The organism is Streptomyces sp. NPDC102402 (assembly GCF_044765765.1).
Taxonomy (GTDB): Bacteria; Actinomycetota; Actinomycetes; order Streptomycetales; family Streptomycetaceae; genus Streptomyces.
In genome coordinates, this window is the sequence record NZ_JBIWKR010000013.1 from 142,627 (window position 1) to 156,777 (window position 14,151).

14 protein-coding genes, 1 tRNA gene and 1 riboswitch are annotated in these 14,151 nt (G+C 69.5%); of the genes, 8 read left to right on the forward strand and 7 right to left on the reverse strand.

Going from position 1 to position 14,151, the window contains the following annotated elements; all coding sequences use genetic code 11:
• The 5 genes from ACIRJR_RS29430 to bcp all read right to left on the reverse strand — a co-directional run bounded on the left by ACIRJR_RS29430 (window position 1) and on the right by bcp (window position 3,690).
• Window positions 1-84, reverse strand: a tRNA-Leu gene (locus tag ACIRJR_RS29430).
• A 10-nt stretch (window positions 85-94) separates the two neighbouring features.
• Complete coding sequence (locus ACIRJR_RS29435) at window positions 95-802, reverse strand: HNH endonuclease (protein ID WP_403786157.1); 708 nt, start codon at window positions 800-802, stop codon at window positions 95-97.
• Window positions 799-1,452, reverse strand: coding sequence for an HNH endonuclease (locus ACIRJR_RS29440; protein WP_403786159.1), 654 nt, complete (start codon window positions 1,450-1,452; stop codon window positions 799-801). Before ACIRJR_RS29440 ends, ACIRJR_RS29435 begins: the two co-directional genes overlap by 4 nt.
• A 145-nt stretch (window positions 1,453-1,597) precedes the next feature.
• Complete coding sequence (proP, locus tag ACIRJR_RS29445; RefSeq protein ID WP_403786161.1) at window positions 1,598-3,094, reverse strand: glycine betaine/L-proline transporter ProP; 1,497 nt, start codon at window positions 3,092-3,094, stop codon at window positions 1,598-1,600.
• 128 nt (window positions 3,095-3,222) lie between these two features.
• Complete coding sequence (gene bcp, locus ACIRJR_RS29450; protein ID WP_403786163.1) at window positions 3,223-3,690, reverse strand: thioredoxin-dependent thiol peroxidase; 468 nt, start codon at window positions 3,688-3,690, stop codon at window positions 3,223-3,225.
• Window positions 3,691-3,819: 129 nt separating this feature from the next.
• On the opposite strand from bcp, the gene ACIRJR_RS29455 reads away from it, so the two are divergent.
• The 3 genes from ACIRJR_RS29455 to ACIRJR_RS29465 all read left to right on the forward strand — a co-directional run bounded on the left by ACIRJR_RS29455 (window position 3,820) and on the right by ACIRJR_RS29465 (window position 5,067).
• The gene (locus tag ACIRJR_RS29455) at window positions 3,820-4,176 is read left to right on the forward strand and encodes a DUF3618 domain-containing protein (protein WP_403786165.1); all 357 of its coding nucleotides are present in this window, start codon (window positions 3,820-3,822) and stop codon (window positions 4,174-4,176) included.
• A gap of 76 nt (window positions 4,177-4,252) precedes the next feature.
• Window positions 4,253-4,588 carry a co-chaperone GroES gene (locus ACIRJR_RS29460; protein WP_099173024.1) on the forward strand — a complete coding sequence of 112 codons (336 nt, stop codon included), beginning with the start codon at window positions 4,253-4,255 and terminating at the stop codon, window positions 4,586-4,588.
• Window positions 4,589-4,640: 52 nt separating this feature from the next.
• Window positions 4,641-4,708: riboswitch (guanidine-III (ykkC-III) riboswitch) on the forward strand.
• A gap of 38 nt (window positions 4,709-4,746) precedes the next feature.
• Window positions 4,747-5,067 (forward strand): DMT family transporter, encoded by a 321-nt coding sequence (locus tag ACIRJR_RS29465; RefSeq protein ID WP_403786167.1) that lies wholly within the window; start codon window positions 4,747-4,749, stop codon window positions 5,065-5,067.
• A gap of 4 nt (window positions 5,068-5,071) precedes the next feature.
• On the opposite strand, the gene ACIRJR_RS29470 is transcribed toward ACIRJR_RS29465, so the two are convergent.
• On the reverse strand, window positions 5,072-7,570 hold the full coding sequence (locus tag ACIRJR_RS29470) for a transglycosylase domain-containing protein (RefSeq protein ID WP_403786169.1): 2,499 nt from the start codon (window positions 7,568-7,570) through the stop codon (window positions 5,072-5,074).
• A 146-nt stretch (window positions 7,571-7,716) separates the two neighbouring features.
• Here ACIRJR_RS29470 and ACIRJR_RS29475 point away from each other — a divergent pair, with 146 nt between their 5' ends.
• The 4 genes from ACIRJR_RS29475 to ACIRJR_RS29490 are packed head-to-tail and all read left to right on the forward strand — an operon-like array spanning window position 7,717 to window position 11,101.
• On the forward strand, window positions 7,717-8,517 hold the full coding sequence (locus ACIRJR_RS29475) for an ABC transporter permease (protein ID WP_403786171.1): 801 nt from the start codon (window positions 7,717-7,719) through the stop codon (window positions 8,515-8,517).
• A gap of 16 nt (window positions 8,518-8,533) precedes the next feature.
• Window positions 8,534-9,382 carry an ABC transporter permease gene (locus ACIRJR_RS29480; protein ID WP_403786233.1) on the forward strand — a complete coding sequence of 283 codons (849 nt, stop codon included), beginning with the start codon at window positions 8,534-8,536 and terminating at the stop codon, window positions 9,380-9,382.
• Window positions 9,383-9,400: 18 nt separating this feature from the next.
• Window positions 9,401-10,369: an ATP-binding cassette domain-containing protein gene (locus ACIRJR_RS29485; RefSeq protein ID WP_403786235.1), complete on the forward strand. Its 969-nt coding sequence runs from the start codon at window positions 9,401-9,403 to the stop codon at window positions 10,367-10,369.
• Window positions 10,370-10,402: 33 nt separating this feature from the next.
• A complete protein-coding gene (locus ACIRJR_RS29490) occupies window positions 10,403-11,101 on the forward strand; it encodes a DUF1707 domain-containing protein (protein ID WP_403786173.1) in 699 nt (232 codons plus the stop codon).
• Window positions 11,102-11,149: 48 nt separating this feature from the next.
• Here the strand turns inward: ACIRJR_RS29490 and ACIRJR_RS29495 are convergent, their stop codons facing one another.
• Window positions 11,150-12,412 (reverse strand): SGNH/GDSL hydrolase family protein, encoded by a 1,263-nt coding sequence (locus ACIRJR_RS29495; RefSeq protein WP_403786175.1) that lies wholly within the window; start codon window positions 12,410-12,412, stop codon window positions 11,150-11,152.
• A 153-nt stretch (window positions 12,413-12,565) separates the two neighbouring features.
• On the opposite strand from ACIRJR_RS29495, the gene ACIRJR_RS29500 reads away from it, so the two are divergent.
• Complete coding sequence (locus ACIRJR_RS29500; RefSeq protein WP_403786177.1) at window positions 12,566-13,999, forward strand: DUF445 domain-containing protein; 1,434 nt, start codon at window positions 12,566-12,568, stop codon at window positions 13,997-13,999.
• Window positions 14,000-14,151: the final 152 nt, after the last annotated feature.

A 14,151-nucleotide genomic window follows, 5' to 3' on the forward strand; every position in this document is an offset into this window, starting at 1 on the left:
TGCGGCGGAAGGGATTCGAACCCTCAAGCCGTTTCACGGGCCACAGATCCTAAGTCTGCTGTGTCGCCATTGCACCACCGCCGCTAGCCGTCTGTCATCGTACCGGGCGGGCTGTTGAGGTGGTAAGCGAGTCTTGAGGGTGTGCTGTTCGGCGTGTACCCCCTCGGCACCAGGTGCTGGTGACTGCATGGCAGTTCGGGCACAGTAAGCGGAGATTCTCGGCGCGGTCATCGCTCCGGTCGCCGTTGATGTGGTCGATCTCCAGGGTGATCGGATTTCCATGCCAGACCGGGCTGGTTCCACACTCGGCACAACGCTCGGGGACGCCGATCGCGGAGAGAGCCCGACGTAACAGCACGGTCTTCGTACGGCGTTTCCCGTCGTGCTTCACCAGCACGTCCGTGGGGCGTCTGCTGGGCGTCGTCGATGGCATGCCGCGTTGGTGTCCTTGGCCCAGGAGGTGTGCGGTTGTCAGGCCTTCTTCCGCGATCCACCGGCGTAGGAGATTTCGCTGGTGCCCATTGTCCCGGCGCCCGAGCTTTCGCAGCAGCTCGGCCAGAGAGCGGGAGTTCGCCACGGATTCACGGAGCACGTCCGAGGGCGGGCGCGTTGCGACGGTGTCGGAACGGTGGTGTGGGAAGTGGGAGACGTCGATACCGTAGTGGGCGAGCCGTCGTAGTAGATAGCGGCGGAGGCGCTCGTGGGGGTGAGCGCCCAAGAAGGCTATGACTCCGTCGATACTTGAGCAGTTCTCCGCTGCTTCGGTCAGCACCTCGCGGGTGTACTTCCGCTTCTGGATCATCGGCTGTCCTGTGCTCGGCGGCTCTTGGCGCGACCGCGGTACGTGTCGGTCGTCGAATGGCAGTTGGGGCACAGGAGCCGCAAGTTCTCCAGACGGTTGTCGCGCCAATTGCCGTTGATGTGGTCCACCTCGAGTGGGAGCGGCCGCCCTCGCCAAACCGGCTCTGTCCCACATAGGGCGCAGCGGTCCGCGACGCCCAGTGCCGACATCGCGGGCTTGAGGCGGGCACCCGGAACGCGGCGGGCACGCGGCGAAGTGTCCTCCACCAGGCGTTCCCGGGGGGTGCGGCGACGCTGCTTCATCCCGGTTTTGGGCGGCTGGGCGAAGTGCGAGGTATCGATGCCGTATGCCTTGATGCGTCGGCTGATGTTGGTGTGGTGGCCCCCCACCGCTTCGAGGCCGAGGCGGTGGAGGACCTCGTACACGCTCGTTGATGCGGCCACCACGGGCTCCAGGACTTCCCTGGTCCATCGAGCGCCCTCGCGCTCGAAGTGCGCCGTGGTGATGCCCATTTTCTTCATGCGGTCGAGGAGGTATGGCCGCGACGAGCTCTTCGGGTCCACCCCGAGCTTCGTCAGCGCCTCCGAGAGTGTCCGTGACGACGAGGCCGCTTCCATCAGGCGCTCTCGCGTGTACGGGCTTACCGGCATGTCCCCCTCCGTATCCGGCCGCGCGTTCGCGGTCTCGTACGGAGCAACGAACCGTTAATCGGATGGTCACGTCCGTAATGCGACGAGATGCGGAAGGGCCCGTACCGCTTCGGGGAAGCGGTACGGGCCCTCAGCGCACGGTGGGTCAGAACTTCGGGTCCGGACTCTGGGCGTGGACCAGTTCCGCGGCTTCCTCTTCCGTCTCGACCGAGGGCGGGGAGCCGGCCAGGGGCTGGTTGGCGGTCTCCTTCATGCAGGCCACGGCGATCACGCCGACCAGGGCCGCCGCCATCGCGTAGTACGCGGGCATGAGGTTCGAGCCGGTCCAGCTGATCAGGGCGGTGATCACCAGCGGGGTCGTGCCGCCGAAGATCGAGGCCGAGAGGTTGTAGCCGACCGACAGGGAGCCGTAGCGGACGTTCGTCGGGAACAGGGCCGGGAGGGCGGCGGACATCGTGCCCAGCATGCAGACCAGGGAGAGGCCCAGCATCAGCATGCCGATGATGATCGCCGGGATGCTGCCCTGGCGGATCAGGAGGAAGGCGGGCAGCGAGAGGACCAGGAAGCCGATCATGCCTGCCATCAGTATCGGCTTGCGGCCGAAGTGGTCCGACAGCTTGCCGAACTGGCTGATGATCATCATGAGGAAGACCATGACGCCGAGCAGGATGAGCAGGCCGTGGGTCTCGCTGTAGCCGAGCTCGTCCGAGAGGTACGTCGGCATGTACGACAGCAGCATGTAGTCGGTGATGTTGTACGCGCCGACCAGGGCGATGCAGAGGATCAGCGTCGGCCAGTACTGGCGGAAGATCTTGGCGAGGTCGCCCTTGGCGGTGGACTCGACGTGGTCGGCGGCCTCCGTGGCGTGGGCCGTGCCGCCCTCCAGCTTCTGGAAGGCGGGGGTCTCGTCGAGGCGCAGTCGCAGGTAGAGGCCTACGAGGCCGAGCGGGCCGGCGACGAGGAACGGGATGCGCCAGCCCCAGGACTCCATCTGGCCGGTGTCCAGGAGGGCGTACAGGAGGGTGACGAGCCCGGCGGCGCCGACGTATCCGGCGAGGGTGCCGAATTCGAGGAAGCTACCGAAGAAGCCGCGGCGCTTGTCGGGGGCGTACTCGGCGATGAAGGTGGAGGCGCCGCCGTACTCGCCGCCGGTGGAGAAGCCCTGGAGCATCCGGAAGAAGATCAGCAGGACCGCGGCCCAGACGCCGATGGTGTCGTGGGAGGGGATGAGGCCGATCGCGAAGGTGCCGATCGCCATGAGGATCATGGTGAGGGCGAGGACCTTCTTGCGGCCGATCTTGTCGCCCATGGGGCCGAAGAACATGCCGCCGAGGGGGCGGACGAGGAAGGCCACGGCGAAGGTCGCGAACGACGAGAGGAGCTGGGTGGTGTCGTTCCCGGAAGGGAAGAAGACGTGCCCGATGGTGACGGCCAGGTAGGAGTAGATCCCGAAGTCGAACCACTCCATGGCGTTACCCAGGGAGGCCGCCTTCACCGCGCGCTTGACCGCCTGGTCGTCGGTGACGGTGATGTCCGTCCGACGGAGCCGGGGGTTCTGGCGCTTCCGGATGGCCCGGAAGAGCGCGGGGTGGCGTTTGACCGCATCAGGGTCGGCCGCCTGGTGGGGGTCGGAGGCCGCCATGGCCGGTTCCTTTCGTCGAACGGTGTTCCAGGAAAGGCTTCTGCGCAGTCATGGCGGTTGCAAACCGAATCAACAGCTGTTTGCGATCTCGATCACATCGATTTCGGCCGGTACCGGTCGAAATCGAGTCAGATGCCGAGGTCCTTGATGATCTTGGCAACGTGTCCGGTCGCCTTGACGTTGTAGAGGGCCTTCTCCACCTTGCCCTCTTCGTCGACCACAATCGTGGAGCGGATCACACCCGTCACCGTTTTGCCGTAGAGCTTCTTCTCTCCGAACGCGCCGTACGCCTCCAGAGTCTCCTTGGAGGGGTCGCCGACCAGGGTGACCTTGAGGTTCTCCTGCTCGCGGAACTTCGCGAGCTTCTCGGGCTTGTCGGGCGACACGCCGATGACGTCGTAGCCGGCTCCGGTGAGGAGGTCCAGGTTGTCCGTGAAGTCGCAGGCCTGCTTGGTGCAACCGGGGGTAAGCGCCGCGGGGTAGAAGTAGACGATGACCTTGCGGCCCTTGTGGTCCGCGAGCGAGACCTCCTTGCCGTCGGCGTCCGGAAGGGTGAAGGCGGGGGCGGTGTCGCCGGTCTGGAGTCGCTCGCTCATGTCTCTCCTCGAGTGGCACGTGGGCTGTGTGGCACCGAGCGTAATAGGGGGTGCCGCCGGGTGGAGGGGCGGCTGAGCTGACAGACTGTCGATGAAGGTTTACCCGACGACGACCACGGAGGCGGCGCAGTGTCGGATACCAGGACCCCTGCGCAGATCGAGGCGGACATCATCAGCAGGCGTGCGCAGCTTGCGGTGGTGCTGGACGAGATCGGGGTGCGCGTGCACCCGAAGACGATGATCGGTGACGCGAAGGCCAAGGTCGCGTCGACGGTGGACCGGACGGCCGGGCGCGCGTTCGTCGCCGTGAACCGTTCGGTTTCGGACGTGAGGGCGCAGTTCGTGTCCGAGGACGGTTCGCCGCGGCTGGAGCGGGTGATTCCGGCGGCGCTGGTGGTGGTGGGTGCGGTGGCGCTGCTGACGCTGTCGTCCGGGTCGCCGCGGTCCTCGCGCTCTTCCCGGTGTGCGCGGCGCAAGAGGCGCTGAGGACGGGTCCGGACGTGCCCTGGGGCGTGCGGGCCGGTGCGGGGCAGGTAGGTTTCGGGGCGTGAGCGACAACGGCATGAGCAACACCGACGACAAGCTGCCGATCCGGATGCTGCACGACCGGGTGCTGGTCCGGTCCGATTCGCCTGAGGGTGAGCGGCGGTCGGGCGGCGGCATCCTGATTCCGGCGACGGCTGCGGTCGGCCGGCGTCTGGCGTGGGCCGAGGTGGTCGCGGTGGGTCAGAACGTGCGGACGGTTGAGCCGGGTGACCGGGTGCTGTACGACCCCGAGGACCGTGCCGAGGTCGAGGTGCGGGGTGTGGCGTACGTGCTGATGCGTGAGCGGGATCTTCACGCGGTGGCGGCGGACCGGTTCGAGGGTTCGGTGGATTCGACCGGGCTGTATCTGTAAGTGGCGGTGGAAGGGCCTGGTGACTGTCGTCACCAGGCCTTTTGTCTGTTCTGTGGGCTTGCTACGGTGGGGGGACCCCGACGAGACGCGCCGTACCGGGTTCCGTAAAGACGACGCATCCGTGTTCTGTCCGTGTGTGTCGTCGTGGAGGTGCCGTCGTGGCGTGGGTTCTGCTGATCGTGGCCGGTTTCCTTGAAGTGGGCTGGTCGATCGGGATGAAGTACACCGAGGGGTTCACCCGGCTGTGGCCGAGCGTGTTCACCGGTCTGGGGATCGTGGCCAGCATGGTGCTGTTGTCGCATGCGGCGAAGACGCTGCCGATCGGTACGGCGTACGGCGTGTGGGTGGGGATCGGCGCGGCGGGTGCCGCGGTGCTGGGCATGGTGGTGCTGAACGAGCCGGTGACCGCCGCCCGTATTTTCTTCGTGTGTCTGCTGCTGGTGGCCGTGGTGGGGCTGAAGGCGACGTCCGGGCACTGAGTGGTCAGGGGCGGGTGGGGCCGTGGAGGTCCTGTCCGCCCCTGTTCCGTTCGTCGGCCGGGCGGTCGCCGGGGTGGTCGGCGGGCTCTTCGGGCCGGTCGTCCGGGGGCTCGTGGTGGGGTCGCAGGGCGGCGGGTTCCTGGAGCCGGGGTGTGCGCGTCGGAGCGTCGGCGGGGGTGGCGGTGCGGGGCGTTCCTGCGGCCGGGGAGGCTTCGGAGGGTGCGCGGGTGCGGTTCGTGCCGTCGCGTTCCTGACGGGTCTCCCCGGTTCCGGGCTCGTCGGTGTCGCTGTCCTGGCGCTCCGAGTCGTCCTCGCGGTTCCGGCGTTCCCTGGTGTTCCCGGCTTCCTCGGTGTCGTCGTCCTCGGTGTCCTCGCCCTCGGCGCTCTCGTCCGGGTCGGGTTCTTCGGGGCCTTCGTCGGCCTGGAGGTCGAAGCCCTGCACCTCGCTGCCTTCGAGTGCGGCGCGGGTGTAGGCGGCCCAGGTCTGGGCGGGTGCGCCGCCGCCGTTCATGCGGGCGAGGCCGAGGGCGCCGTAGAGGGGTTTCTGGATGCCGGTCTTCGGGTCCTGGCCCATGACGGCGATGACGGTGGCGAGGTCGGGGGTGTAGCCGGCGAACCAGGCGGCCTTGTCCTCCTCGGCGGTGCCGGTCTTGCCGGCGGCGGGGCGGCCGGCGGCGAGGGCTGCGGTGCCGGTGCCGCCGTCGACGACGCTGCGCAGGACGGAGGTGGTGGTGTCGGCGGCTTCGCGGGGGATGGCGCGCCGGGTGTTCCTGGTGGGGAGGTCGAGGGCGACGGTGTTCTTGCTGATCTTGGAGACGAGGGTGTGGGTGCGCTGTCTGCCGTGGTCGGCGAGGGTGGCGTAGGCGGAGGCCATGTCGAGGACGCTGGCGGTGGCGGGTCCGAGCGCGATGGAGGGGGATGCGGTGAGGTCGGGTGTGTTCTGGGGGATGCCGAGGGCGATCGCGGTGTCCTTGACCTCGTCGGGGCCGACGTCCTGGGCCATCTGGGCGTAGACGGCGTTGACGGATTTGTCGGTGGCCTCGCGGACGGTGATGGAGCCGTAGTCGACGTCGTCCTCGTTGGCGGGGGAGTAGTCGGTGGGGCCGGTGGCGGCTTGGACGGTGCGTTCGTTGTCGCCGTCGTAGCGGGTGTTGGGGGTGATGGGCCGGTCCTTCTGGGTGGTGGACCCGTTGGCGAGGGCGGCGGCGAGGACGAAGGGCTTGAAGGTGGATCCGACCTGGTAGTCGCGGCGGGTGGCGTTGTTGACGAACTGCCTGGTGTAGTCGATGCCGCCGTAGAGGGCGACGACGTGGCCGTTGGCGGGATCGACGGAGGCGCCGCCGGCGCGGACGTTGCGGTCTGCCTCGCGGTCGTCGCTGGTCTTGGAGAGGACGTTCTCCTCGACGGCTTCGACGAGTGCGTCCTGCTTCTTCTTCTGGAGGGTGGTGGTGATGCGGTAGCCGCCGGTGTCGAGGGTGTCCTCGTCGATGATCTTGTTGGTGGTGAGGTAGTCCTCGACGGCGTGGACGATGTAGCCGCGCTGGCCGGAGAGTGCGGTGGCGGGCTTCGGCTTGCCGGGGACGGGGAAGGTCATGGCGTCGCGGTCGGCTTCGGTGAGCCAGTGGTGTTCGACCATGCCGTCGAGTACGTAGTCCCAGCGGGCGAGTGCGGCCTTCTTGTTCTCGGGGTGGGCGACGACGTCGTAGGAGCTGGGGGCGTTCAGGAGGGAGGCGAGGTAGGCGCCTTCGCCGGGGCCGAGGTCTTCGACGTCCTTGCCGTAGTAGGCGTGGGAGGCGGCCTGGATGCCGTAGGCGTTGCGGCCGAAGTAGCTGGTGTTGAGGTAGCCCTCGAGGATCTCGTCCTTGCTCTGTTCGCGGTCGAGCTTGATGGAGATGAAGAATTCCTTGGCCTTGCGGACGAGGGTCTGTTCCTGGCCGAGGTAGTAGTTCTTGACGTACTGCTGGGTGATCGTGGAGCCGCCCTGTCTGCCCTTGCCGGTGACGGTGTTCCAGCCGGCGCGGAGGGTGGCCTGGACGTCGATGGCGTCCTCCGAGTAGAAGTCGCGGTCCTCGGCGGCGAGTACGGCGTGCTGGACGGGGCGGGGGACGCGGCGCAGGGGGATGTTCTCGCGGTTGGTCTCGCCGTCGCGGGCGATGACGGTGCCGTCCTCGTAGAGGTAGACGTTGGACTGCGCGGTCGCGCTGGCGTTGGCGGCGGGGATGTCGATGAGCTGGTAGCCGGCGATGAATCCGCCGACGAGGAGCAGTGCGAGGAGGAGTACGCCGCCGAGGGTCATGCGCCAGGTGGGGATGGCGCGGCGCCAGCCGGTGCGCTTGGGCCGCTTGGGGCGTTTCGTGCGCCCCTTGGGGGCTTCTGCGCCGTTCGGGTGCTGGGTGTCGGCCGCGGAGGCCGCGGAGGCCGCGGCCGAGGGGTCTCGGGGGGCCCAGCCCCCGGAGCCCTGTGTACCAGGGTCTCCGCCGTGCTGCGGTGGCTCTTGGCTCATGACTGTGGAGGCTCCTCGACTGCGGATGATTTTCCTATAGTGCACTTTTCGGACGCATAACCCTCGGAACCCTCCACGGAAATGGGGTCGCGGCGGCCGGGCGCGGTGGACTAGGGTCGTGCGCTTTGGCGGCAGAGGGGGGCGGGATGCGGCTCTACGCCGTAGTGGCGGCCGGTGGGTTCCGGCGGCATGCCACGTATCGGATGGCGACGTTCGCGGGAGTGTTCACCAACACCGTCTTCGGCTTCATCATGGCGTACACCTACATCGCCCTGTGGGACGAGCGTCCGCACCTCGGCGGCTACGACACGTCGCAGGCGCTGACCTATGTGTGGCTGGGTCAGGCTCTGCTGATGACCTGCGCGATGATGGGCGGCGGCTTCGAGGACGAGTTGATGGAGCGCATCCGTACGGGTGACATCGCGGTCGATCTGTACCGCCCCGCGGATCTGCAGCTGTGGTGGCTGGCGGGGGACCTGGGCCGGGCGGCCTTCCATCTGCTGGGGCGCGGGATCGTGCCGATGGTGCTGGGGGCGGTGGCCTTCGATCTGGCGCTGCCCGGTTCCCCCTGGACGTGGCTCGCCTTCCTGGTGTCCGTGACGCTCGGGGTCGTGGTGAGCTTCGCGGTGCGATTCCTGGTGGCGCTCTCGGCCTTCTGGCTGATGGACGGGGCCGGGGCGATGCAGATCACCTGGCTGGCCGGGCTGTTCTTCTCCGGGATGCTGCTGCCGCTGAACCTGTTCCCGGGGCTGCTCGGGGATGTGGCGCGGGCGTTGCCGTGGTCGTCGCTGCTGCAGGTGCCGGCCGATGTGTTCCTCGGGACGTACGCGGGCTGGGATCTGCTGGGGGCGTACGCCTTCCAGGCGGGCTGGGCGGTGGCGTTGCTGCTGACGGGGCGGCTGTTGCAGTCGGTGGCGACCAGGAGGGTGGTGGTCCAGGGTGGCTGAGGTCCGGACCGGGCGGATGCCCGTGGTGGAGCCGGAGACCGTGTTCCCCGAGCGGTCGCGGCTGGTCGAGGGGGTGCGGGCGTACGGGCTGATCGTGGCGATGTGGCTGCGCTCGACGATGGCGTACCGCGCGTCGTTCGTGATGACGGCTCTCGGGAACTTCGTCGCGACGGGGTTCGACTTCGTCGCGATCCTGCTGATGTTCTCGCACGTGGACGTGCTGGGCGGGTTCACGCTGCCGGAGGTCGCGCTGCTGTACGGGGTGTCGGCGACCGCGTTCGGCCTGTCCGACCTGGTGCTGGGGTCGATGGACCGGCTGGGGCGGCGGGTGCGGGACGGGACGCTGGACACGCTGCTGGTGCGGCCCGTGCCGGTGCTGGCGCAGGTGGCGGCGGACCGGTTCGCGCTGCGGAGGCTGGGGCGGATCACGCAGGGGCTGCTGGTGCTGGGGTACGCGCTGGGGACGCTGGACATCGCGTGGACCCCGGTGAAGGTGGTGATGCTGCCGCTGATGGTGCTGAGCGGGGCGGCGATCTTCGGGGCGGTGTTCGTGGCGGGTGCGGCGTTCCAGTTCTACGCCCAGGACGCGTCGGAGGTGCAGAACGCGTTCACGTACGGGGGGACGACGCTGCTGCAGTATCCGCCGTCGGTCTTCGCGAAGGACCTGGTGCGCGGGGTGACGTTCGTGGTGCCGCTGGCGTTCGTGAGCTGGCTGCCGGCCCTGTACGTGCTGGGCCGGGACTATCCGCTGGACCTGCCCCGGTGGGTGGCGTTCCTGCCACCGGTGGTGGCGGTGGGGTGCTGGGTGCTCGCGGGGCTGGCGTGGCGCGTGGGGCTGCGGGCGTACCGCAGCACGGGAAGCTGAGGAGTGGGCGTGGACGACATGGACTTCATCGAGCTCGACGGCGTCGAGAAGGTCTTCGACGTGCGCCGCAAGACCGGCTTCATGCGGCGTGAGCGGCGTGAGGTGCGGGCGGTGGACGGCATCAGTTTCCGGGTGCCGCGCGGGGAGATGGTCGGCTACATCGGCCCGAACGGGGCGGGCAAGTCGACGACGATCAAGATGCTGACGGGCATTCTCACGCCGAGCGGCGGCCGGTTGAGGGTCGCGGGGATCGATCCTTCCCGGGAGCGCACGAGGCTGGCGCACCGGATCGGTGTGGTGTTCGGGCAGCGGACGACGCTGTGGTGGGACCTGCCGCTGCGTGACTCGTACCGGCTGATGCACCGGATGTACCGGATCCCTGACGCCCGCTTCCGGGAGAACATGGACCGGTGCGTCGAACTCCTCGATCTGGGTTCGCTGCTGGAGGTGCCGGTGCGGCAGTTGTCGCTGGGGCAGCGGATGCGGGGGGACATCGCGGCGGCGCTGCTGCACGACCCCGAGGTGCTGTACCTGGACGAGCCGACGATCGGGCTGGACGTGGTGTCCAAGGCCAAGGTGCGGGGGTTCCTCAAGGACCTGAACGCGGAGCGGTCGACGACCGTGCTCCTGACGACGCACGATCTGACCGACATCGAGCAGTTGTGCAAGCGGGTGATGGTGATCGACCACGGCCGTCTGGTGTACGACGGTGCGCTGGCCGGGCTGCACGAGGTGGGGGCGAGCGAGCGGACGCTCGTCGTGGACCTGGAGCGCGAGCTGCCGCCGATCGAGCTGGGGTCGGAGCCTTCGGCGCGGGTGGTGAGGGTGGAGGGCCCCCGGCAGTGGCTGGCGTTCCCCGCCGGGGCTTCGGCGGCGCCGCTGGTGGCGCGTATCGCGGCGGACTACCCGCTGGTCGACCTGTCGGTGCGGGAGCCGGACATCGAGTCCGTGATCGCGAGGATGTACGTGTCGGATTCCGCTGCCTAGGCCCGCCCCGTGTTCGCTCTATAGGGTGCCGGTATGACAAGTGAGAACCCGGACATGCGTGCCTCCGACGCGGAACGCGAACGGGTCGCCGAGACCCTCCGGGAGGCTGTGGCCGAGGGCCGGCTGGACATGGACGAGTTCGAGCAGCGGCTCGAGGCGACGTACGGCGCGCGTACGCACGGGGAGTTGGTGCCGCTGGTGCGCGACCTGCCGGTGCCGGGCGGGGTCGCGCGGCCGGTGGCCGGGCGGAGGGGCTCGTCGGTCGACTGGCGGGCGCGGATCGGCGGAATCGCCACCTCGGCGGGGGCGTTCGCCTTCTGGGGCGGGTTCAGTCGTCAGGGCCGCTGGACGGTGGGCCCGAAGTTCACCGCGTTCGCGATGTGGGGCGGGGGCGAGATCGATCTGCGCGAGGCCCACTTCGCGGAGCGCGACGTCGTGATCCGCTGCATCACGATCATGGGCGGGATGCAGGTGACGGTGCCTCCGGACATCGATGTCCAGGTCAACGGGCTCGGCTTCATGGGTGGCTTCGGTGAGCACTCCAAGCTCGACGAGGAGCCGGAGCCGGATCCGGAGTCCCCGCGGGTGAAGGTCACCGGGTTCGCGCTGATGGGCGGGGTCGGGGTGGAGCGCAAGTGGAGCAGGGCGGAGAAGCGGCGGCGGCAGGAGGAGCGGCTGCGGCTCGCGGATCCGGACCGGGGGGACGGGCCGGGGCGCAAGGAGCTCGGCTGAGCCGGCGGTCCGTGCGGACCGCCGCTGCCGTGCCCGGCCGGCGCCGGGTCAGAAGGCGTCGGCCTTCGGTGTGCCGTCCACCGTGGCGAGGCCGATGGTGCGGCCCAGGGTGCGGTAGCCGGCGTCGTTGAAGTGCAGCCGGTCGCCCGAGTCGTACTCGGGCAGGATCCGGTTGGGCGCGTAGGGGTCGCGCACGGCCCGGTCGAAGTCGACGAACGCGTCGAAGATCCGGCCGGAGCGGATCTCCTCGTTGACCGCCAGGCGCACGGCGTTGCGTTCGGGCGTCCAGGTGGAATAGCCCTGGAAGGGCGTCAGCGTCGCTCCGACGACCCGCAGCCCCTGGGCGTGCGCGCGCTCGGTGAGGGCGCGCAGCCCGGCGGTGATGCGCTGGGGGTCCGGCTCCTGGGGGAACTGCTGCACGTCGTTGATGCCGAGCGCGATGATGACGGTCTTCGCTCCGGCGACGGACAGGACGTCGCGGTCGAAGCGGTGGGTGGCGCTCTGCCCGCCGAGGTGCTGCACGCCCCCCAGTGCGAGCGGGCTGTCGCTCAGGAGGCGGTTGCCGGCTATGCCCTGGTTGGCGATCCCGTAGAGGTGCCGGAGCCGGTCGGAGAGGACGTCCGGCCAGCGGGTGTTGGCGTCGGTGGTGGAGCCGGTCCCCGCGGTGAGGGAGTCGCCGATGACGACGATGGCCCCGGCCGACGTCTTGGTGCGGACGTCGACGGCCGTCAGATAGCGCCACCGGGTGGTGCTCCAGGTGGCCCGGTCGTCGGCCAGGAAGGACGTCTGGTGGGTGTTGGGGTGCTGGGTGACGGGCCCGGCGGCGTACGGGGTGCGGAGGGTGACCTCCAGGTCGGCGTCCGGCGCGACGGGGACGACGACCGGGTCGCTGACGACCTGTCGGCCCGCGGCGACGGTGACGGTGGGCAGGCCCTGGAAGGTGACCCGGCGGGTGTTGACGGTGGCCTCGTCGATCACGAGGGGGGCGGCGCCGAAGAGGTTGGACAGGGTGATGCGTGCGGCGTCACCACCGACGCTGGTGTGCACGATGTTGCGGATGGTGCGGCCGGGGTAGCCCTGTGCGGCGTTCGGCTCGGCGCTGACCGGGGCCGCGGTCCAGGTGGCGACCCAGGTGCCGACGGAGTTGGCCGGTGCGGCGGGATTGCGGGCGGCCGTGTGGCTCTCCGTCCCGCTGAGCGGTGTCCGGCGCTCCTCGGTGAGCAGCGTCGTGCCGAACGCGACGGCGGTGGCGAGCGTGGCTGTGCCTGCTGCGAGGGCGATGAGCAGGGCATGGCCCTGGCGCCTGGGCATCTGTGGTGTTTCTCCTTGCGGGGTCGGTCCCGTTGTCCGGGTAACTCTCATGATGCGACAGGCCCCGGGGAACTCGACGTGCGGCCCGGGAGTAGGTGAGACAGGGACAATGCGAACGGCACGGCGTGAGGCGTACGCGGACGGGTGGAGCGGATGGAACAGGACGCGGGACAGGGAACGGCATCGGGGCCGGAGGGCCGTGGGCCCGGACGGCCCGGGGCCGGGCCGCCGGGCATCGGGGCCGCGCCCGCCGCGCGGCCGGGGCCGGAGGCCGGCGGGCCGGGCTCCGAGGCGCCCGGGGCGCGGGTGAGGCCCTCGCTGGGCGGGTTCGCGTACACCGCCGCCGATGAGGAGAAACGGCGAGGTGTGCGCCGTATGAAGACCACCGCCACGGGTCTGCTCCTGCTCGTCGCTCTCGTGTACGTTCTCGCCACCTGGGCGGAGAACGCGGGTGTGGGCGGCTGGCCGGGCTACGTCGCAGCGGCTGCCGAGGCGGGGATGGTCGGTGCGCTGGCGGACTGGTTCGCCGTCACGGCGCTCTTCCGGCGCCCGCTCGGTCTGCCCATTCCGCACACCGCCATCATTCCCACCAAGAAGGACCAGTTGGGAGCCTCACTCGGTTCCTTCGTGGGCGAGAATTTTCTCTCCGGAGACGTCGTTCGTGACCGAATTCACGCTCTGGGCGTCGGTTCGCGCCTCGGCGCGTGGCTGGCGGAGCCCGCACACGCGGACCGGGTCACCGCCGAGCTGGCCACGGCGCTGCGCGGCGCGCTGACCGTGTTGCGGGACTCCGACGTGCAGGCGGTCGTGGGGGAGGCGATCACCCGGCGGGCGGACGCGGCGGAAGTCGGCCCGGGGATAGGCAAGATGCTGGAGAAGATCGTCGCGGACGGCGGGCACCGCAGGGTGGTCGACCTCGTCTGCGTGCGGGCGCACGACTGGCTGGTCCTGCACGGTGACTCCGTGATGGACGCGGTGCAGGGCGGGGCGCCCGGCTGGACGCCGCGGTTCGTCGACAAGCGGGTGGGTGAGCGGGTCTACAAGGAACTCCTGCGCTTCATCACGGAGATGCGGGACATGCCGGGCCATCCGGCACGCGGCTCGATCGACACGTTCCTCACGGACTTCGCCGCCGACCTCCAGACGGACTCGGACACGCGGGCCCGGGTGGAGCGGCTGAAGTCGGAGGTCCTGGGGCGGGGTGAGGTCCAGGACGTCATCGCCTCCGCGTGGTCGTCCGTCCGCACGATGATCATCGCGGCGGCCGAGGACGAGCGGAGCGAGCTGCGGCTGCGGGCCCGGGCCTCGCTGATGTCGCTGGGCGCCCGGCTGTCCACGGACGAGCGGCTGCAGGCCAAGCTGGAGGGCTGGCTGGAGGACGCGGCGGCGTATGTCGTCACGACGTACCGTACGGAGATCACTTCGCTGATCAGTGACACGGTGGCCGGCTGGGACGCGGACCAGACGTCGAAGAAGATCGAGGCGCACATCGGGCGCGACCTGCAGTTCATCCGGATCAACGGCACGGTGGTGGGTGCGCTGGCCGGCCTGGCGATCTACTCGCTGTCCCACGCGCTGGGAGGCTGACCGGGGACGCGCCCGTCCTGTCGTCCGGGCACGTCCCCGGGTCACGCGGGGAGTTGCTCTTCAGTACGCACCCCGCGGCGCCCGTGTTCAATCCCCGGGAGCGGACTTTCTCGGGGCGGGCGCCCGGCGGGGCGTGATCGGGCGCCCGGAGG